Annotated in this window: 15 protein-coding genes; 7 read left to right on the top strand and 8 right to left on the bottom strand. The window is 70.2% G+C overall.

From position 1 onward, the window contains the following. Positions 1 to 281: 281 nt before the first annotated feature. Positions 282 to 1394, bottom strand: a complete 1113-nt coding sequence (locus ACFV9M_RS09645; RefSeq protein ID WP_385073155.1) for a sugar ABC transporter substrate-binding protein — start codon at positions 1392 to 1394, stop codon at positions 282 to 284. A 312-nt stretch (positions 1395 to 1706) separates the two neighbouring features. On the opposite strand from ACFV9M_RS09645, the gene ACFV9M_RS09640 reads away from it, so the two are divergent. Next, positions 1707 to 3434: a fibronectin type III domain-containing protein gene (locus ACFV9M_RS09640; RefSeq protein WP_385073152.1), complete on the top strand. Its 1728-nt coding sequence runs from the start codon at positions 1707 to 1709 to the stop codon at positions 3432 to 3434. 32 nt (positions 3435 to 3466) lie between these two features. On the opposite strand, the gene ACFV9M_RS09635 is transcribed toward ACFV9M_RS09640, so the two are convergent. Further along, positions 3467 to 3904, bottom strand: coding sequence for an ATP-binding protein (locus tag ACFV9M_RS09635; RefSeq protein ID WP_385073149.1), 438 nt, complete (start codon positions 3902 to 3904; stop codon positions 3467 to 3469). 161 nt (positions 3905 to 4065) lie between these two features. Here ACFV9M_RS09635 and ACFV9M_RS09630 point away from each other — a divergent pair, with 161 nt between their 5' ends. The 4 genes from ACFV9M_RS09630 (at position 4066) to ACFV9M_RS09615 (ending at position 7705) form a co-directional block, all read left to right on the top strand. Beyond that, a complete protein-coding gene (locus ACFV9M_RS09630) occupies positions 4066 to 4947 on the top strand; it encodes a helix-turn-helix domain-containing protein (RefSeq protein WP_385073147.1) in 882 nt (293 codons plus the stop codon). A gap of 9 nt (positions 4948 to 4956) precedes the next feature. After that, on the top strand, positions 4957 to 5157 hold the full coding sequence (locus ACFV9M_RS09625; protein WP_385073144.1) for a DUF397 domain-containing protein: 201 nt from the start codon (positions 4957 to 4959) through the stop codon (positions 5155 to 5157). A gap of 58 nt (positions 5158 to 5215) precedes the next feature. After that, positions 5216 to 5860: a hypothetical protein gene (locus tag ACFV9M_RS09620; protein ID WP_385073141.1), complete on the top strand. Its 645-nt coding sequence runs from the start codon at positions 5216 to 5218 to the stop codon at positions 5858 to 5860. A 129-nt stretch (positions 5861 to 5989) separates the two neighbouring features. Further along, positions 5990 to 7705, top strand: a complete 1716-nt coding sequence (locus tag ACFV9M_RS09615; RefSeq protein ID WP_385073138.1) for a fibronectin type III domain-containing protein — start codon at positions 5990 to 5992, stop codon at positions 7703 to 7705. Between the two features lie 22 nt (positions 7706 to 7727). On the opposite strand, the gene ACFV9M_RS09610 is transcribed toward ACFV9M_RS09615, so the two are convergent. The 6 genes from ACFV9M_RS09610 to ACFV9M_RS09585 all read right to left on the bottom strand — a co-directional run bounded on the left by ACFV9M_RS09610 (position 7728) and on the right by ACFV9M_RS09585 (position 14181). After that, positions 7728 to 8387 (bottom strand): Uma2 family endonuclease, encoded by a 660-nt coding sequence (locus ACFV9M_RS09610; protein WP_385073136.1) that lies wholly within the window; start codon positions 8385 to 8387, stop codon positions 7728 to 7730. Positions 8388 to 8595: 208 nt separating this feature from the next. Then, on the bottom strand, positions 8596 to 9042 hold the full coding sequence (locus tag ACFV9M_RS09605; protein ID WP_385073133.1) for a heat shock protein transcriptional repressor HspR: 447 nt from the start codon (positions 9040 to 9042) through the stop codon (positions 8596 to 8598). A 5-nt stretch (positions 9043 to 9047) separates the two neighbouring features. Beyond that, positions 9048 to 10223, bottom strand: a complete 1176-nt coding sequence (gene dnaJ / locus ACFV9M_RS09600) for a molecular chaperone DnaJ (protein ID WP_385073131.1) — start codon at positions 10221 to 10223, stop codon at positions 9048 to 9050. 33 nt (positions 10224 to 10256) lie between these two features. Continuing rightward, positions 10257 to 10910 carry a nucleotide exchange factor GrpE gene (gene grpE / locus ACFV9M_RS09595; RefSeq protein WP_385073128.1) on the bottom strand — a complete coding sequence of 218 codons (654 nt, stop codon included), beginning with the start codon at positions 10908 to 10910 and terminating at the stop codon, positions 10257 to 10259. Next, on the bottom strand, positions 10907 to 12757 hold the full coding sequence (dnaK, locus tag ACFV9M_RS09590) for a molecular chaperone DnaK (protein WP_385073125.1): 1851 nt from the start codon (positions 12755 to 12757) through the stop codon (positions 10907 to 10909). The genes grpE and dnaK overlap by 4 nt, the downstream gene beginning before the upstream one ends. A 131-nt stretch (positions 12758 to 12888) precedes the next feature. Next, positions 12889 to 14181, bottom strand: coding sequence for an MraY family glycosyltransferase (locus ACFV9M_RS09585; RefSeq protein WP_385073123.1), 1293 nt, complete (start codon positions 14179 to 14181; stop codon positions 12889 to 12891). Between the two features lie 249 nt (positions 14182 to 14430). Between ACFV9M_RS09585 and ACFV9M_RS09580 the strand changes: the two genes are divergently transcribed. Both ACFV9M_RS09580 and ACFV9M_RS09575 read left to right on the top strand, forming a co-directional pair. Further along, entirely contained in the window at positions 14431 to 16731 is a 2301-nt protein-coding gene (locus tag ACFV9M_RS09580; protein ID WP_385073120.1) for a (Fe-S)-binding protein, read from the top strand. 196 nt (positions 16732 to 16927) lie between these two features. Next, positions 16928 to 17980: a Yip1 family protein gene (locus ACFV9M_RS09575; RefSeq protein WP_385073117.1), complete on the top strand. Its 1053-nt coding sequence runs from the start codon at positions 16928 to 16930 to the stop codon at positions 17978 to 17980. Positions 17981 to 18081: the final 101 nt, after the last annotated feature.

Below are 18081 nucleotides of genomic sequence, written 5' to 3'. Positions count from 1 at the left end.
CCGCCACTTCCGCAGCGCAACTATGCGCGGCCCGGACCGGCTCCGCAACACGGCTCGGCCCGCCGGAGCGGCCGGAATCCCCCGGTACGTACGGGTATCTCCCTGCCTCCACCGCTCGCACTGCAACAAGTTGGGGGTGTCAGAAGTTTCGTGCCCGCCCGTTCCGCCCGGGTTTCGGGGCGGGGAGCGGCGGGACGCGGGCGGCGGCGCCGGCGGCGGAGAGGAGCACGAGGAAGGGGGGCACGCGACGCGCGTGCCCCCCTTCCTCCGTGTCGCCGGCGTCAGTCGAGCTTGATGGCCTCGCAGGCGGCCTCGTACTTGGCGGTGCAGATGTCGGACACCTCGTAGATGCCGTCCGCGACGACGGTGCTCTCGATGTTGGACTTCGTCAGCGCGACCACGGTGACCAGCTGGGCCGGGATGTCCTTGTTCGTGGGACTGTCGACGGTGTCACGGGTGAGGGCGTCGAACTGGATCTCCCGGCCCCGCACCTTGGCGACGGCCATCTCCGCGGCGGCCTCCGCCATCTGCGGGTAGGGCTTGTACACGCTCATGTACTGCTGGCCGCTGATGATCCGCTGCACCGCCGACAGCTCCGCGTCCTGGCCGGTGATCGGCGGCAGGTCGGTGTCGCTGAAGCCCGCGGCCTGGAGGGCCTTGATGATGCCGCCGGCCATGGCGTCGTTCGCGGAGTAGACGGCCGCGATGTTGTCCTTGCCGATCTTCTCTATCGCCTCGGTCATGTGGGACTGGGCGAGCTCCGGGCTCCAGCCCTTGGTGTCGTAGGACTCGGCGATCGTCACCTGCTCCTCGAGCTCCGTCAGGGCGCCGGCCTTGAACTGCGCGGCGTTCGGGTCGGTCGGCGAGCCGTTCATCATGACGATCTTGTCGGAGGTGTCGGCCGAGCCGATCGCCTCCAGGAGGCTGCGGCCCTGCACCTCCCCGACCAGCTCGTTGTCGAAGGAGACGTACGCGTCGATCGGGCCCTCGGCCAGACGGTCGTAGGCGATGACCGGGATGCCCGCGTCCTTGGCCTTCTGCACGGTGTCCGCGATGGCCTCCGAGTCGACGGCGTCCAGCAGGATGATGTCGACCTTCTCGTCGATCATCCGCTCCATCTGGGTCACCTGGGTGTCCGCGTCGGAGGCCGCGTTGGCGTACTCGACCTTGCCCTTGTTGCTGGTGAGGGAGGCGATCTTCTCCTTGATGATGGGGTAGTCGAACTCCTCGTACCGGGTGTTCGTCTTCTCCGGCATCAGCAGGCCCACGGTCATGTCGTTGCCCTTGGTCGCCGTCGCGTCGGCGGCGTCCTCGGTGGCGCTCAGCATCCCGCATCCGGCGAGCGAGAGGGACAGCGTGGAGGCGGCCACGGCCATGGCGATACGACGGCGCATTAGGAGGCTCACTTCAGGTGCGTTCCGGACATGGGTACGGCATGTTGACCCAGGTGCTTCAAAAGCCAACGCGTCGGCAACCACCGACGTCAAGCGGTACTACTTAACGAAGTAGCAACATCACACTCCGCTTGGCGCGTGAAGACGCATGGAGACGAGGCGCTTCCCTCTCCAAACACCCTTTACGGGCCCTTCACTCGACGGCGCCTCAGGAAACACCGAGGAACCGCACAACCACGGCGGCCCCTCGCGAGTCGATCACAGGACGGCCGAGCTGCCGTCCCCCGCCGAACAGAGGACCCGACGCATCGCATGAACCGCATGAACCGCACCGCCCGCGCGGCCTTAACCAGGCGCGCGACCGCCGTCGTGCTCGCCCTGACCGGCGGCCTCGTCACCACCGTCGCCGCCACCCCCGCCGCCGCCGCGACGACCTGCGCCTCCCCCGTCTACAAGCGCCAGATCTTCGCGAACACCACCTTCTCCGGCACCCCGAAGAAGACCGCCTGCGACGCCGCGATCAACGAGAACTGGGGCACCAAGGCCCCCGCCTCCGGCGTGCCGTCCAACAACTTCGGCGTCCGCTGGACGGTGACGCGGGACTTCGGCTCCGGCGGCCCGTTCACCTTCACCGCCGCCGCCCGGGACGGCATCCGGGTGTACGTCGACGGCGTCCGCAAGATCAGCCTGTGGAAGAACGTCTCGTCGACGGTCTCCAAGACGCTGAACATCGCCATCCCGCACGGCAAGCACACCCTGCGGATCGACTACGTCAACTGGACGGGCAAGGCGAACGTCAAGTTCGCCTACGCGCCGCGCACTTCGGCGTCGGTGGACAAGGTGAAGCCCCTGGTCGTGACCGGCTTCTCGTCGGCCTACGACAAGGCGACCGGCAGGATGAGGCTCACCTGGGCGAAGAACAAGGAGATGGACCTCGCCGGGTACCGGGTCTACCGCAACATGGAGTACGGCGGCTGGACGCGGCTGACGTCGACGACGGCGACCTCGTACACCGACACCCCGCCGGTGGACGGCCGGCTCTATTACTACGAGATCCGCGCCTACGACAAGGCGGGCAACGAGTCGGGCGGCAGCCTCGACCAGGAGGTCGTGACCGTCGACCGGACGGCACCGGCCGTGCCCGCCAGGCCGGCGGGCTACGCCGCGGGGTCGGGAGCCCGGCTCGACTGGGGCGCGGTCGAGGACGCGGCGTCGTACCGCGTGTACCGGGCCGCCGAGGAGAACGGCGTGTACACCCTGGTGGGCAGCCCGAAGTACAGCGATTTCTCCGACACCTCGATCGCCGAGCGCTCGTCCTTCTACTACCGCGTGTCAGCGGTGGACGCGGCGGGCAATGAGTCCGGGCGGTCCGACGTCGTCAAGACCGGGCGCGGAGACGGCACTCCACCCCCCGCCCTGACCGGACTGACCGCCACACCCACCGAGTACGGGTTCCAGCTGACCTGGGACCCCAGCCCGGCGACCGACGTGGACCACTACACGGTCTACCGGGGGAAACTCCAGGCCGACGGTGAGGGCGAGTCCTGCACCTCCTACGAGGCGGTCGCCTGGTTGGACGACCAGCCCGACGCCACCTCCTTCGCCTACACCACCGTCCCGGACGGCGAGACGGCCTGCCTGGTCGTGGACGTCGTCGACGACTACTACAACTCCGTCTTCCGCGCGAACGGCGAGGCCGTCAGCCAGGTCGTGACCGAACTCGACCTCACGCCGAGCGTGCCGACGCCCGCGGGCTCACCGCTGGAGCTGAGCCTGTGGTCGGAGCCGGACGGCCTGGTCTGGCTGGACTGGACCGGGCTCGACGAGTCCTCCCCCGAGGCGGCCGGCGGCTACCGCGTCTACCGCTGGAACCCGGAGACCTCCGCGTACGAGAAGCTGGCCGACACAGCGGCCGCCGACAACTACTACGACGACTTCACCGCAGAACGCGGCACCACCCACTACTACTGGGTGACCGCCGTCGCCGCCGACGGCACCGAGTCCCTCCCGGCGGCCGGGGCCGTGCCGAGCGCGCCGTAGCCCACGGAAGTCACGGGGCCCGCGCCCGGCGGTCACGCCGGTGTCGCGGGCCCCAGTTCGAACCACACCCCCTTCGCGTACCGCCCCGCCCGCTCCTCGGCGACCCCCCACACGTCCGCCATCTCCTCGACGAGCGCCAGCCCCCTCCCCCAGCAGGCGACGGCCCCGGCCGCCGGGTACCCGACCACCGGCGGGTCCGGGCTCTCGTCGAAGACGCTGACGCGCAGCCGCGCCGGAGTGAGGCGGAGCCGGAGCATGGCCGTGCCCTTGGTGTGCAGGTGCACGTTGGTGACGAGTTCCGAGGTGCACAGGGCGGCCGGGGTGACGAGGGGCTCGCGGTCGTGGGTGAAGAGGACGGCACGGACGAAGTCCCGGCAGACGCGGGGCGAGGTCACGTCCGCGGGGGCGAACAGGCTGTACTCCCAGAGGAGTTGGGCGGGTCGGTGGGCGGCGCTGCGGGCTGGGTTCATGAGGGTGGCTCCTTCACGGCACAGGGGAGCGATTCCGATGAGTGACCGGTTCCACACTCACAGTAGAACCAACGGGTTCTACATCTCAACCTGTTCACCTGATCCAGTGGACCAACCACCCCACGCGGTGCAGACTTTGGGCACATCAGCGAGGAGTGACCGTGGGACTACGCACCAGCATCAGCGAACGTCAGCGCCGCCTCGGCTTCGAACTCAAACAACTGCGCGAGCAGGCAGGGCTGAACGCTGCGGAAGCCTCCCAGCGCATCGGCATGAGCAGAGCGCAGCTGAGCCACATCGAACTGGGCCGTACCTCGATCCTGACCGAGCGGCTACTGGAGCTGTGCCGCACTTACGGTTGCACGGACGAGCCCTACATCCACGCGTTGGTGTCCATGTCCGAAGCGACCGGCAAGGGCTGGTGGAGCGCTTACAAGAAGCTCCTCGGCCCCGCCGCACTCAACCTGGCCGAGCTGGAATCGGAGGCCCGGACACTACGGGTACACGAGTCCTTCTTCGTTCCGGGCCTCTTCCAGACCGCCGACTACGCCCGCGCCATCTTCAACAGCCCCAAACTGGGCTTCGAGAACATCGAGGACGGCCTGAGGTTCCGCATGGAACGTCAGCAGATCCTCACCCGCAAGAACCCTCCGACGGTCCACGCCGTGATCCACGAGGCGGCACTGCACATGCGCTTCGGCAGCGCCGACGTCGTGCGCGAGCAGTTGGTGCGGCTGATCGAGCTGGCCCGCCTGCCCCATGTGACCATCCAGATCTATCCGTTCAGCGCGCAGGCCTACGCGGCTCTCAGCGGGAACTTCGTCCATGCCGTCCCCGCCACCGCACGGCTCGGCACCGTGGTCCTCGACCGGGCGACCGGCTCCGACTACCTGCGCGAGCCCGCTCAACTGCACCAGTACGGCACGCTCTTCGACCGCCTCACGGAGAACGCCCTTCACCCCGTCGACGTATCGTTGGCCCCCGAAGCACACTCGGTGAAGGACTCGCTGGCCCTGATCCAGCACCTGCTTTACACGCTCTAGGAGGCCCGCATGCCCGAACTGCACTGGCAGAAGTCGACGTTCAGCGGGGGGCCCGAGAGCAACTGTGTCTATGTGGCCCCCACCGCCGACGGCGGCATCCGCCTCCGCGAGAGCGACGCCCCGGACACCGTCCTGGCCACCACCCCCACCCCCCTCGCCGCCCTCCTCCAGCACCTCCGCCAGCCCCCGTACAACCTTGCACCCTCCTGAACAACGATCCGGGGGACGCGCCGGGATGCCCGTGTACGGTCAAGGCGATCATCACGCGTTGAACGGGGACACCATGGGCATCAGGCGGGTACTCACGGTCGGCATCACACTGGTCGCGTTGACGGCGGTGACGGGATGCGAGGACGACGACAGCGCCGCCGCCGACACCACAGGGGCGACCACCGCGCCGAGCTGGGCCCGTACGACGGAGCCGGCCACCGGCAGCGTGTCGGGCGCCGGCACCACCGAGCAGGGTTTCGACGGCGCGCTCCCCGAGGCGACGGACACCACCGCCCTCGCGCGGTACGTCGACCTGTACACCTCGTGCAAGGAGGTCGAGACGGGCGACGCCTACGATGCCGGGCACGACGGATCGGCCACCGCCTGGGGCACGGAGGAGGCGGCGGACCCCGCCTGGGGGATCACGGATCGCGCCGTGTGCAAGGACTTCACCTACCCCATAGCCCTGCTGACCGTGTCGGACATGAAGAAGTTCGAGACCCAGGCCAAGGCCAGCGGCGACGAGTTCGCCGTCGGGGAGAACATCGTGGTCGTCCCGGTCGGCGACGACCAGGTCGAGGCCCTGTCGCACTCCGAACTCGCCTTCTTCACCTGCGACGAGGACTTCGCCCCGCCGAGCGACTACCGGACGGAGTCGGCCCTCGTCGACGGCTGCGTGCTGAGCGACTACTGGGAGTCCTGAGCCCACCCGCCCCCCTCCCCGCCCCCCTCCAGCACCTCAGGCAGCCGCCGTACAACCTTGCACCCTCCTGAACAGTCCGTCCCGGCGACGGCCGATGACCGCCGTCGCCGAAACGGACCGAAGGACTGCATGAACCGAGCAAGACGCACGACCGCCGCCGCTGCCACGGTCGTGCTCGTCACCGCGGGCGGCCTGCTCGCCGTCACCACCGCGCCCGCCTCCGCCGCCACGACCTGCACCGCGCCCGTCTACCAGCGGCAGATCTTCGCCAACACCACGTTCTCCGGTACGCCGAAGCAGACCGGCTGCGACGCCGCGATCAGCGAGAACTGGGGCGCCAAGGCACCGGCCTCCGGCCTGCCGTCGAACAACTTCGGCGTCCGCTGGACGGTCACCCGCGACTTCGGCTCCGGCGGGCCCTTCGCCTTCACCGCCTCCGTCCAGGACGGTCTCCGCGTCTACGTCGACGGTGTCCGCAAGGTCGACATCTGGAAGAACGGGTCGACGACGGTGAAGAAGACCGTCAACCTCACCCTCTCCGCCGGAAAGCACACCCTCCGCGTCGACTACGTGAACTGGACGGGCAACGCCAACGTCGCCTTCACGTACGCGCCCCGCACCACCGCCACCGTCGACAAGGTCAAGCCGCTGACCCCGACGGGCCTCGCCACCGCCTACGACACCACGACCGGCCGGGCGAAGCTGACCTGGGCGGCGAACAAGGAGATGGACCTCGCGGGGTACCGGATCTACCGGCGGCCCGCCGAGAGCACGGCCTGGACCAGGCTGGCAGCCACCACCTCCACCACGTACACCGACACCACCCTCCCGGTGACCGGCGCGGCCTACGCCTATGAGCTGCGCGCCTACGACAAGGCGGGCAACGAGTCTGCGGGCACGGCGGACAGGACCGTCACGACCGCGGACCGGACCGCCCCGGGCGTGCCCGCCGGGCTGTACGTCAACAGCGAGTCCGGGGGCCTGCGGATCAACTGGAGTCAGGTCACGGGAGCGGCGTCGTACGGCGTGTACCGGGCGGCGAGCGCCGACGGCACGTACACCCGGATCGGCACCGGCACGGACCAGGCCTCGTACCTGGACACCACCGCCGCCGAGGACGCCACGTACTACTACCGCGTCACCGCGCTGGACACGGCGGGCAACGAGTCCGCGCGGTCCACCGCCGTGAGCGGCAAGCGCCGGGACCTCACGCCCCCGTCCGCCGTCACCGGGGTGACCGTCACCCCGACCGAGTACGGCTTCCAGGTGACCTGGGACGCCAACCCGACCGCGGACCTGGCGAGTTACACGGTCCGCCGTGGCGAGCTCCTGGGCGACGAGGGTGACGAGCGGGTGTGCTCCCTCTCCGCGGGCTACTCCGTAGCGGCCGGCACCACCTCGTACGCGTACACCGTCCTTCCCGACGGTGAGGAGTCCTGCTTCATCGTGGACGCCGTCGACGACGCCGGGAACTCCGCGTTCCGGTGGACCGGCGAGGCGCAGATCGTGACCGCGACCGAGCTGGACATGACACCGAGCGTCCCGACTCCCGACGGCTCGCCCCTGGAGCTGTCCGTGGTGTGGCCGGGCTGGGACGGCGAGGTCTGGCTGGACTGGACCGGCCTCGACGCCTCCTCCCCCGAGGCGGCGGGCGGCTACCGCGTCTACCGCTGGAACCCGGAGACCTCCACGTACGACAAGCTCGCCGACGTCGCCAACGGCGAACTCGCCTATGAGGACCTGACCGCGCGGACCGGAACCACCCACTACTACTGGGTGACCGCGGTCGCCGCCGACGGCACCGAGTCCCTGCCGGCCGGAGGCGCGGCGGTCACCGCGCCGTAGCGCGCACCGCCCGTCATCCGCCTCAGCCCCGCTTCGGGCCCGTGATCGCCTCACCGATCACGAAGCCCTTGGCGGGGCCTTCGGGCACGGTGACCTCGGTGCCGTAGGGAACGCGGTGGACGTCCTCCCAGTCCGCCTCGTCGGGGCGGGGCCCGGTGAACAGGGTGACGGCGCCCTGGCCGTCGCAGTCGTCGACGAGGACGTACACGGGGATGCCGGCACGGGCGTACTCACGGCGCTTCCTCACCCGGTCCCGTTCGAGGCTGCGCTTGCCGGGCGAGGTGACTTCGAAGACAGCCCGCACTCCGGCGGCGGTGAGGCCGAGACCGTCATCGGTCACGTAACGCTCCGGGTCCCGCGCGACGACGAACAGATCCGGCACCCACGCCGAGCCTTCGTGGATGACGTTCGTGTCGTTGCGGACGGCGAAATCCCCGCCCCGCGAGTGATCTCCCAGGGCTTCCTTCAGCAGGAAGATGATCCGACTGTGCGAGTAGCGGCCGGTGGGCGACACCTCGATGGCTCCCTCGATGATCTCAGCGCGGTAGCCCTCGGGGAGTTCCATGGCCTTCCATGCCTGCCACAGGACCTCGTCCAGATCGGAGCCGTTCTCCGGCAGAGGCACGGACGTGGTCCTGGTCTCGGGCATGGTGTCGGGCCTCTCGTGCGCAAGAGCGGTCATGGCGGCATCACCTCCTCAAGTGTGGGCCGGGGGTGCACGCGGCACAAGCAACGCGATCACCGTAGGGACGGCCGTGCCTCCGACCGGCCCACCTGCCACCTGTTCACCCGTTCGAGCGAGAGGGGAACGGTTTCGTCCTCGCGCGATGAGCGCGAAGGGGCCCGGAGGTTCGTCCTCCGGGCCCCTTCACACGGGTCGACGCGTCGCGTCAGTCCTTGGCCTTCTTCGGCCGCCACACCACCAGCGCGCTGGTCTGCTGCACCTCCTGGTACGGCACCAGGTCGCGCCGGTAGGAGGCGTGGACCGCCGCCTCCCGCTGCTGCATGGCCGCCGCGGCGCCGTCCAGCGCGGACTGGAGCTCGGCCACCCGGGACTGGAGGGCGGCGACCTGGTTCTCCAGTTCGATGATCCGCTTGATGCCGGCCAGGTTGATGCCCTCGTCCTGCGACAACTGCTGCACGGTACGCAGCAGTTCGATGTCGCGGGCCGAGTAGCGGCGGCCCCGCCCGGCCGTGCGGTCCGGGGAGACCAGGCCGAGGCGGTCGTACTGGCGCAGTGTCTGCGGGTGAAGGCCGGAGAGCTGGGCCGCCACCGAGATGACGTAGACCGGGGTCTCCTCGGTCAGTTCATACGGGTTACGCCGACGGCCGTCCATCACTCTCAAGCTCCCTTCGCGGCCTCGAACAGCTCCGCCCGCGGGTCCTCACCCGCGGTGGCCTCGCGATACGCCTCCAGTGCGTCACGAGCCTTCCCCGACAGGTCCTGCGGAACACTCACCTCGACGGTGACCAGCAGGTCGCCGCGGGTTCCGTCCTTGCGGACCGCGCCCTTGCCCCGCGCGCGCATGGTGCGCCCGTTGGGCGTGCCGGGCGGCAGCTTCAGCGTCAGGGCCGGGCCGCCGAGCGTGGGCACCCTGACCTCGCCGCCCAGGGCCGCCTCCGCGAAGGTGACGGGCACGGTGACGGTGAGGTGGTCGTCCTTGCGGCCGAAGACCGGGTGCGGGTCGACGTGGACGACGACGTACAGGTCGCCGGCCGGGCCGCCGCGCTCGCCGGGGGCGCCCTTGCCGCGCAGCCGGATCCGCTGCCCGTCGGTGACGCCCGCGGGGATGCGGACCTGCATGGTGCGGGAGGACTTGGCCCGCCCGCTGCCGCTGCACTCCGCGCAGGGGTGCTCGGCGATCAGGCCGCGCCCCTTGCAGTCGGGGCAGGGGTCGGTGAGGGAGAAACCCCCGCCCGAGCCGCGCGCCACCTGCCCGGTGCCGACGCAGGTCGGGCACACGCGGGGGGTGCCGTTCTTGTCGCCGGTGCCGGAGCAGGCCTTGCACGGTGACTGGGAGGTCATGCGCAGCGGAACCGTCGCGCCCTCGATCGCCTCGGTGAAGCTGAGGGTGACCTCGGTGTCGATGTCCTGGCCGCGCCGGGGCTGGGTGCGGGCACCCGTGGCGCCGCCGCGGTTGAACAGGCCCCCGAAGACGTCACCGATCCCGCCGCCGAAGCCGCCGGCGCTCCCGCCGCCCTGCGCACCTCCGAAGAGGTCGCCCAGGTCGAAGTTGAAGGAGCCGCCGCCCGCGCCCGGGCCGGGGCGGAAGCCGCCGCTGCCGAAGAGGGCGCGTGCCTCGTCGTACTCCTTGCGCTTCTTGGGGTCGCCGAGGACGTCGTTCGCCTCGGAGATCTCCTTGAAGCGCTCCTCGGCCTTGACGTTTCCCTTGTTGGCGTCCGGGTGGTACTCGCGGGCGAGTTTCCGGTACGCCTTCTTGATCTCGGCCTCGGTGGCGTCCTTGGGGACGCCGAGGACCTTGTAGTAGTCCTTCTCGATGAAGTCCTTGGTGCTCATCCTCGACGTCCCTCCTCTCGCGTCGGTTCAAGCTCAGCCCTCGTCCGGGCCACCGCTCTCCTTGTCGTCGGCCGCCGTCTCGCTCTCCTCGGCCGGCTTGACCGTCTGGGCCCCCGGCTGGGGTTCGGCCACGGCCACCCGGGCGGGACGGATGGTGCGTTCGCCGATCCGGTACCCGGGCTGAAGGATCGCCACGCACGTCGTCTCGGTGACGTCCGGCGCGTAGCTGTGCATCAGGGCCTCGTGGATCGTCGGGTCGAAGGGCTCGCCCTCCTTGCCGAACTGCTGCAGGCCCATCTTCGCCGCGACGGTCTCCAGGGACTCGCCGACGGACTTGAAGCCGCCGACGAGTTCGCCGTGTTCCCGCGCGCGGCCGATGTCGTCGAGCACGGGCAGGAGCTCGGTCAGGAGGTTCGCGATGGCGATCTCCTTGACCGCGATCCGGTCGCGCTCGACCCGGCGGCGGTAGTTCTGGTACTCGGCCTGGAGCCGCTGGAGGTCCGCGGTGCGCTCGCCGAGCGCGGTGCGCACCTGGTCCAGCTGGGCCACCAGCCCGGCCGTCTGGTTCGCGTCCCCGGCCGGGGCCGCCCCCTCCTCGGAGGGAGCGGCCTTCGGCTCGGCGTCGTCGGAGGTGGCGCCGGAGGGGACGTCGGGCTTCTCCTCGAAGCCCGGGGTCTCCTCCGTCACGCGGCACCGTCCTTGCGCTCGTCGTCCACGATCTCGGCGTCCACGACGTCGTCGTCGGCGGCCTTGGCACCGCCGGCGGTGGCGCCCTCCGGGCCGCCCGCGGCCTGGCCGGCCTGGGCGTCGGCGTACAGGGCCTGGCCGAGCTTCTGCGACACGGCCGCGACCTTCTCGGTGGCGGTGCGGATCTCGGCGGTGTCCTCGCCCTTGAGCTTCTCCTTCAGCTCGGCGACCGCTTCCTCGACCTCGGTCTTGACCTCGCCGGGGACCTTGTCCTCGTTGTCCTTGAGGAACTTCTCGGTCTGGTAGACGAGCTGCTCGCCCTGGTTGCGGGCCTCGGCGGCCTCGCGGCGGCGGTGGTCCTCCTCCGCGTACTGCTCGGCCTCCTGGCGCATGCGGTCGACCTCGTCCTTCGGCAGCGAGGAGCCGCCGGTGACGGTCATCTTCTGCTCCTTGCCCGTGCCCAGGTCCTTCGCGGTCACGTGCATGATGCCGTTGGCGTCGATGTCGAAGGAGACCTCGATCTGCGGGACGCCGCGCGGCGCCGGCGGCAGACCGGTCAGCTCGAACATGCCGAGCTTCTTGTTGTACGCCGCGATCTCGCGCTCGCCCTGGTAGACCTGGATCTGCACCGACGGCTGGTTGTCCTCGGCCGTGGTGAAGATCTCGGACCGCTTGGTCGGGATCGTGGTGTTGCGCTCGATGAGCTTGGTCATGATGCCGCCCTTGGTCTCGATACCGAGGGACAGCGGGGTCACGTCGAGGAGCAGGACGTCCTTGACCTCACCCTTGAGGACACCGGCCTGGAGCGAGGCGCCGATGGCGACGACCTCGTCCGGGTTCACACCCTTGTTGGCCTCCTTGCCGCCGGTCAGCTCCTTGACGAGCTCGGCGACGGCGGGCATACGGGTGGAGCCGCCGACGAGGACGACGTGGTCGATCTCGTTGATGGAGACGCCGGCGTCCTTCATGACGTTGAAGAACGGGGTCTTGCAGCGCTCCAGCAGGTCCGCGGTCAGCTGCTGGAACTGGGCGCGGGTGAGCTTCTCGTCCAGGTGCAGCGGGCCCTCGGCGGACGCCGTGATGTAGGGCAGGTTGATCGAGGTCTCGGTGGACGAGGACAACTCGATCTTCGCCTTCTCGGCGGCCTCGCGCAGACGCTGGAGCGCCATCTTGTCCTTGGACAGGTCCACGCCGTGGCCGGACTGGAACTGCTTGACCAGGTAGTCGACGACGCGCTGGTCCCAGTCGTCACCACCGAGGTGGTTGTCACCGTTGGTGGCCTTCACCTCGACGACGCCGTCGCCGATCTCCAGGAGGGACACGTCGAAGGTGCCGCCACCGAGGTCGAAGACGAGGATCGTCTGGTCGTCCTTGTCGAGGCCGTAGGCGAGCGCGGCCGCGGTGGGCTCGTTGACGATGCGCAGGACGTTGAGACCGGCGATCTCACCGGCTTCCTTCGTCGCCTGGCGCTCGGAGTCGTTGAAGTACGCCGGGACGGTGATGACCGCGTCGGCCACCTTCTCGCCCAGGTACGCCTCGGCGTCGCGCTTCAGCTTCTGCAGGATGAAGGCGCTCATCTGCTGCGGGTTGAAGCTCTTGCCGTCGAGCTCGATCTTCCAGTCCGTGCCCATGTGACGCTTCACGGAGCGGATGGTCCGGTCCACGTTGGTGACCGCCTGGCGCTTGGCGACCTCGCCGACCAGCACCTCGCCGTTCTTGGCGAAGGCGACGACGGACGGCGTGGTCCTGGCACCCTCGGCGTTGGTGATGACGGTGGGCTCGCCGCCCTCCAGAACGCTGACGACGGAGTTAGTCGTGCCCAGGTCGATGCCGACCGCACGTGCCATGGTGATCTTCCTCCAGCTGACTTGAGTGGAACGGACTCAAGTGTGCACGATGCCCGGCGCCCGGTCAACAGACCTGAGTCGAACAGACTCAACTCTTATCCGTTCCTTACGCGCAACACCTCGCTGACCTGCTAAGACGCCGCACGGCGGAGTGCTCGCGCGGGTGATTCGGTCGACCGCCGAGGGGGCTGCACCGCGGGCACGGAGGGCTGCCGGGCACGGGCGCGGAGCCGCGCACCCCCTTCCCCCGGCCCCCGCCGCAGCGCCCCCTCACCCGGCCCCCGCCGCACCATGCCCTCGCCCGGCCCCCGCCGCACCACGCCCCCCTCACCCGACCCCCGCCGCGACACACCCTCGCCCGGCCGCCGCGCGGCACCGCCACCCTCGCCCGGCCGCCGCGTGGCACCGCCACCCTCGCCCGGCCGCCGCGCGGCGGCGCCGTCCTCCCCCGGCCGCCGGGCGTACACCGGCACCCGCCACAGCCCGAGGACGACGACCAGGACGCCGCCCGCCACCCACAGCACGGCCCGCGCGTCCGCCCAGCCGGCATGCACCAGGGCCCCGACGAGCACGCCCGCGAAGGCCGCGGTGCCGAGCAGGACCGTCACCCCCTGCGGGGTGAGGCCGAGCCGCCGCAGCCGGTGGGCGAGGTGGTCGGGACCGCGCCGCAGCAGCGGGCGCCCGGCCGTGCGCCGGGCCAGCAGGACGAGGACGACGTCGGCGGCGGCGACCGCCGTGAGCGCGAACAGCACGGCCGCGCCGGCCACCGCGTCCCGGCCCGCGCGCGCGGAGACCGCCGCCGCGGCGAGCAGGAAGCCGGTGAAGAGCGCGCCGCAGCCGCCGAGCGCCACGCGCGCGGGGGGCCAGTTGTGCATCAGGAACCCGGTCAGTGCGGCGGCGAGCACGCTCAGCAGCACCGCGAGGCCGTCCATCATGTCGGCCGCCGCGCACGCCCCCACCCCGAAGGCGGTGACGACCCCCACGGTCCCGGCGACCCCGTCGGCGTGGTCCAGGGCCCGGAAAGCAAACGCGACGCAGGCGATCCAGCCGACGGCCGCCACTCCGGCGACGACGCCGGTGTCGCCGTACGGCACCACGAAGGCCGCCGCCACCGCCGTACCGGCCACCACGAACCGGGCCTTCAGCCGCCACAGGTCCACGACCAGCCCGAGCGCCGCGACCCCGCCGCCCGCGAGGAGCAGCACCCCCATGTCCTCGCCGAGCGGGGCGGCCCCCGTCCAGTCCCCGGCGGCCGCGACGAGGCACGTCGTCAGCACGACGGCCACGCCGCCCGACAGCGCCGGCCGCCGCTGCCGCTGCCGCCGGTCGACCAGTCCGACGCGCAGGGCGGGCCCGCGCAGCAGCGCGGCGAGGAGGGCGGTGAGGAGCAGGGCGGCGGTGGCGGCGGCGATCCCGTAGAGCACGGATATAAATTAGTCATGAAAGTACCAATTTGGCATGAATAACACGGTCTGATTCTGAGGTGACCCTCAGCGACCCAGATCACCCGCCGCCCGACTACAGTGCGACGGGAGATGGGGGTAGTCTCAGACGGACTACATAAGTTACCGCTTAGTAATTTCGGGTACCTGTTCCGAGGCGCGTCGCGCACCCGCGCGCACGCCGCACGACACGTCCCCGCCGTATCCCCCTCGCAGGCCCGAGGAGCCCCCATGCAACTCGCCGCGATCATCGTGTCGCTGGCCCTGACCGTGGTCGGCGTCGCCCTGCTCGCCCGAGCCATCGGCCAGTTCGTCCGGTACTTCAAGCTGGGCCAGCCGGTCCCGGCGGGCACCCGGACCGACAACCCCTACCAGCGCAGCGTGACACTGGTCCGCGAGTTCCTCGGCCACACGCGCATGAACCGGTGGGGCATCGTCGGCGTCGCCCACTGGTTCGTGGCCGTCGGCTTCCTGACGCTGCCGCCGACCCTGGCGCAGGCCTTCGGCCAGCTCTTCCAGGCCGACTGGACACTGCCGGTCATCGGCGGCTTCCTGCCGTTCGAGCTCTACATCGAGTTCATCGGCGTGATGACGATCCTCGGCATCGCCGTGCTGATCGCCATCCGCCTGCTGAACCTGCCGTCCCGCCCGGGCCGCAAGTCCCGCTTCGCGGGCTCCAAGGCCGGCCAGGCGTACTTCGTCGAGTACGTCATCCTCACCATCGGCCTCGCCATCTACGTGCTGCGCGGCCTGGAGGGCGCGATCCACCACGTGGAGCACTACGAGGCCGCGTACTTCGCCTCGTACCCGCTGGTCCTGGCCTTCAAGTCACTGGGCGTCACCACCCTCCAGAACCTGATCTACTTCACCGCGATGGTGAAGATCAGCACCTCGTTCATCTGGATGATCGTGGTCTCGCTCAACACCAACATGGGCGTGGCCTGGCACCGCTTCCTGGCGTTCCCGAACATCTGGTTCAAGCGCGACGCCACCGGTGGGACCTCGCTGGGTGCGCTGCTGCCGATGACGTCCGGCGGCAAGCCGATCGACTTCACCGACCCCGGCGACGACGACGTCTTCGGCGTCTCCCAGGTCGAGCAGTTCTCCTGGAAGGGCCTGCTCGACTTCTCCACCTGCACCGAGTGCGGCCGCTGCCAGTCGCAGTGCCCCGCCTGGAACACGGGCAAGCCGCTCTCCCCCAAGCTCCTGATCATGTCCCTGCGCGACCACGCGCACGCCAAGGCCCCCTACCTGCTGGCCGGCGGCGGCAAGACCATGGAGGGCGAGGAGAAGGCCTCCGAGGAGGCCCTGAAGGACGTCCCGGCCGCCGCTCTCGCCGAGGCCGAGCGCCCGCTGATCGGCACCGCCGAGCCCGCAACCGACGGCGGCTTCGCCGCGGGCGGCGTCATCGACCCCGACGTCCTGTGGTCCTGCACCACCTGCGGCGCCTGCGTCGAGCAGTGCCCGGTGGACATCGAGCACGTCGACCACATCGTCGACATGCGCCGCTACCAGGTCATGATCGAGTCGTCGTTCCCGTCCGAGGCGGGCACGATGCTCAAGAACCTGGAGAAGAAGGGCAACCCCTGGGGCCTGGCGAAGAAGCAGCGCCTGGAGTGGACCAAGGAGGTCGACTTCGAGGTCCCGGTCGTCGGCAAGGACGTCGAGGACCTCTCCGAGGTCGAGTACCTGTACTGGGTCGGCTGCGCCGGCGCCCTCGAGGACCGCGCCAAGAAGACCACGAAGGCGTTCGCCGAACTCCTCCACATCGCGGGCGTGAAGTTCGCGATCATGGGCGGCGACGAGAAGTGCACCGGTGACTCCGCCCGCCGCCTCGGCAACGAGCCCCTCTTCCAGGAGCTCGGCATGGAGAACGTCGCCTCCCTGAACATGGCCTTCGGTGAGGACGACGAGGACGAGTCGACGAAGAAGCCGAAGTCGGCCAAGAAGATCGTCGCCACCTGCCCGCACTGCCTCAACACCCTCGGCAACGAGTACCCGCAGCTCGGCGGCGACTACGAGGTCATCCACCACACCCAGCTGCTCCAGCACCTCGTCGACGAGGGCAAGCTGATCCCGGTGACCCCGGTCGAGGGCATCATCACGTACCACGACCCGTGCTACCTGGGCCGCCACAACAAGATCTACACGCCGCCGCGCGAGATCATGACGGCCGTCCCCGGCCTGCGTCAGCAGGAGATGCACCGCCACAAGGAGCGCGGCTTCTGCTGCGGCGCCGGCGGCGCGCGGATGTGGATGGAGGAGCGGATCGGCAAGCGCATCAACAACGAGCGCGTCGACGAGGCTCTGTCGCTGAACCCCGACATCGTCTCCACCGCCTGCCCGTTCTGCCTCGTCATGCTGACCGACTCGGTCAACGGCAAGAAGAACGACGGCAAGGCCAAGGAGTCCATCCAGGTCGTGGACGTCGCCCAGCTCCTGCTGGAGTCGGTCAAGACGCCCGTCGACGACGAGCCCCCCGCGGGCACGTCCGAGACGGAGAGCGAGCCGGAGCCCCAGCCGGTCAAGTGACCGCCACGGGCACCCGGCACCTCCACACCCCGCCGAACCCGCCGAACCCGCCGAACCCCGACCGGCCCACCGACGCCCCTTGTTCCGCCCGGACGCGGACAGGGGGCGTCGGCGTGTGCGGGCGCCGGCGTATGCGGGCGCCGGCGTATGCGGGCGCCGGCGTATGCGGGTCACGGCTCCGGGTCCCCCTCAGGGGATGTCACAGGTCGGCCGCAAAGCCGCCTCGGGGGGGCAGCGCCCGGCACGTCACTCTCCGGGACCAGGTACGTTCGATGACGTGGCTGGATTCAGGATCGGACGCGGCGGCCGGGACGGCCGCGCCCCGCAAGCGCGACCCCAAGACCCTCCGTACGGGCAGCAGGCGCCCCAGGGGCCGTCGTACGGCTACCCTCCGGCGCAGCAGCCGTACCCGCAGCAGCGGCCGCAGTACCGAGGCGGCCAGCAGCCCCCCTACGGCGCCACCGGCGGCGGAGCGGGCGGCCAGTGGCCCCCGGCGAACGGCGGCGGCTACGGCAACCAGGGCGGTGAGCCGGAGTACTTCGGCGGTGACGACCCGTCGTCGTACGGCGCCGGGCCGGGCACACCGGACCCGTACGCCGCGAACAACCCCGGGCACACCCAGGCGTTCTCGATCGACGACCACCAGCAGTACAGCCAGGGCGAGACGTACCACGCGGGCTCCGCGGCGGCCCCGTCCGGCCCGGTGGGCCCGCGCCTGCCCTGGAAGGAACTGCTGAAGGGCGTCGTCCTGTCGCCCAGCCAGACGTTCCTGCGGATGCGGGACTACACGCTGTGGGGCCCCGCCCTCATCGTGACGTTCCTCTACGGCCTGCTCGCCGTCTTCGGTTTCGACACCGCGCGCGAGGACGCGATCAACGCGACGCTCTCCAACGCGATCCCGATCGTCCTGACGACGGCCGTCGCGATGGTGCTGAGCTCCTTCGTCCTGGGCGTCGTCACCCACACCCTGGCCCGCCAGCTCGGCGGCGACGGCGCCTGGCAGCCCACGGTCGGCCTCTCCATGCTGATCATGTCGCTCACCGACGCCCCGCGTCTGGTCGTCGCCATGTTCCTCGGCGGCGACGCGTCGTTCGTGCAGATCCTCGGCTGGGCGACCTGGGTGGCGGCCGGCGCCCTGCTGACCATCATGGTCAGCCGCTCCCACGACCTGCCGTGGCCGAAGGCGTTGGGCGCGTCCGCGATCCAGCTGGTCGCCATACTGTCGATCGTGAAGCTGGGCACGTTCTGAGGCGCCGCACGCGAACCCGCCTGTCGTACGGCCGAGGCCTCCCGATCCACGAGGATCGGGAGGCCTCGGCCGTTCAGGAAGCCTCTTCTCACCGGAAGGTC

The sequence above is a fragment of the Streptomyces sp. NPDC059895 genome, from assembly GCF_042731035.1.
In the GTDB taxonomy this organism is placed as follows: domain Bacteria; phylum Actinomycetota; class Actinomycetes; order Streptomycetales; family Streptomycetaceae; genus Streptomyces.
The sequence above is the reverse complement of the archived record's forward strand: the minus strand, read 5'-3'. Positions and strand labels throughout refer to the sequence as shown.

Bases quoted from the DNA above. Each gene is read 5' to 3' on its own strand.
- ACFV9M_RS09645 (WP_385073155.1), bottom strand. From the start codon at position 1,394: ATGCGCCGTCGTATCGCCATGGCCGTGGCCGCCTCCACGCTGTCCCTC.
- ACFV9M_RS09640 (WP_385073152.1), top strand. From the start codon at position 1,707: ATGAACCGCATGAACCGCACCGCCCGCGCGGCCTTAACCAGGCGCGCG.
- ACFV9M_RS09635 (WP_385073149.1), bottom strand. From the start codon at position 3,904: ATGAACCCAGCCCGCAGCGCCGCCCACCGACCCGCCCAACTCCTCTGG.
- ACFV9M_RS09625 (WP_385073144.1), top strand. From the start codon at position 4,957: ATGCCCGAACTGCACTGGCAGAAGTCGACGTTCAGCGGGGGGCCCGAG.
- ACFV9M_RS09615 (WP_385073138.1), top strand. From the start codon at position 5,990: ATGAACCGAGCAAGACGCACGACCGCCGCCGCTGCCACGGTCGTGCTC.
- ACFV9M_RS09610 (WP_385073136.1), bottom strand. From the start codon at position 8,387: ATGACCGCTCTTGCGCACGAGAGGCCCGACACCATGCCCGAGACCAGG.
- ACFV9M_RS09605 (WP_385073133.1), bottom strand. From the start codon at position 9,042: ATGGACGGCCGTCGGCGTAACCCGTATGAACTGACCGAGGAGACCCCG.
- dnaJ (WP_385073131.1), bottom strand. From the start codon at position 10,223: ATGAGCACCAAGGACTTCATCGAGAAGGACTACTACAAGGTCCTCGGC.
- dnaK (WP_385073125.1), bottom strand. From the start codon at position 12,757: ATGGCACGTGCGGTCGGCATCGACCTGGGCACGACTAACTCCGTCGTC.
- ACFV9M_RS09580 (WP_385073120.1), top strand. From the start codon at position 14,431: ATGCAACTCGCCGCGATCATCGTGTCGCTGGCCCTGACCGTGGTCGGC.
- ACFV9M_RS09575 (WP_385073117.1), top strand. From the start codon at position 16,928: ATGTCACAGGTCGGCCGCAAAGCCGCCTCGGGGGGGCAGCGCCCGGCA.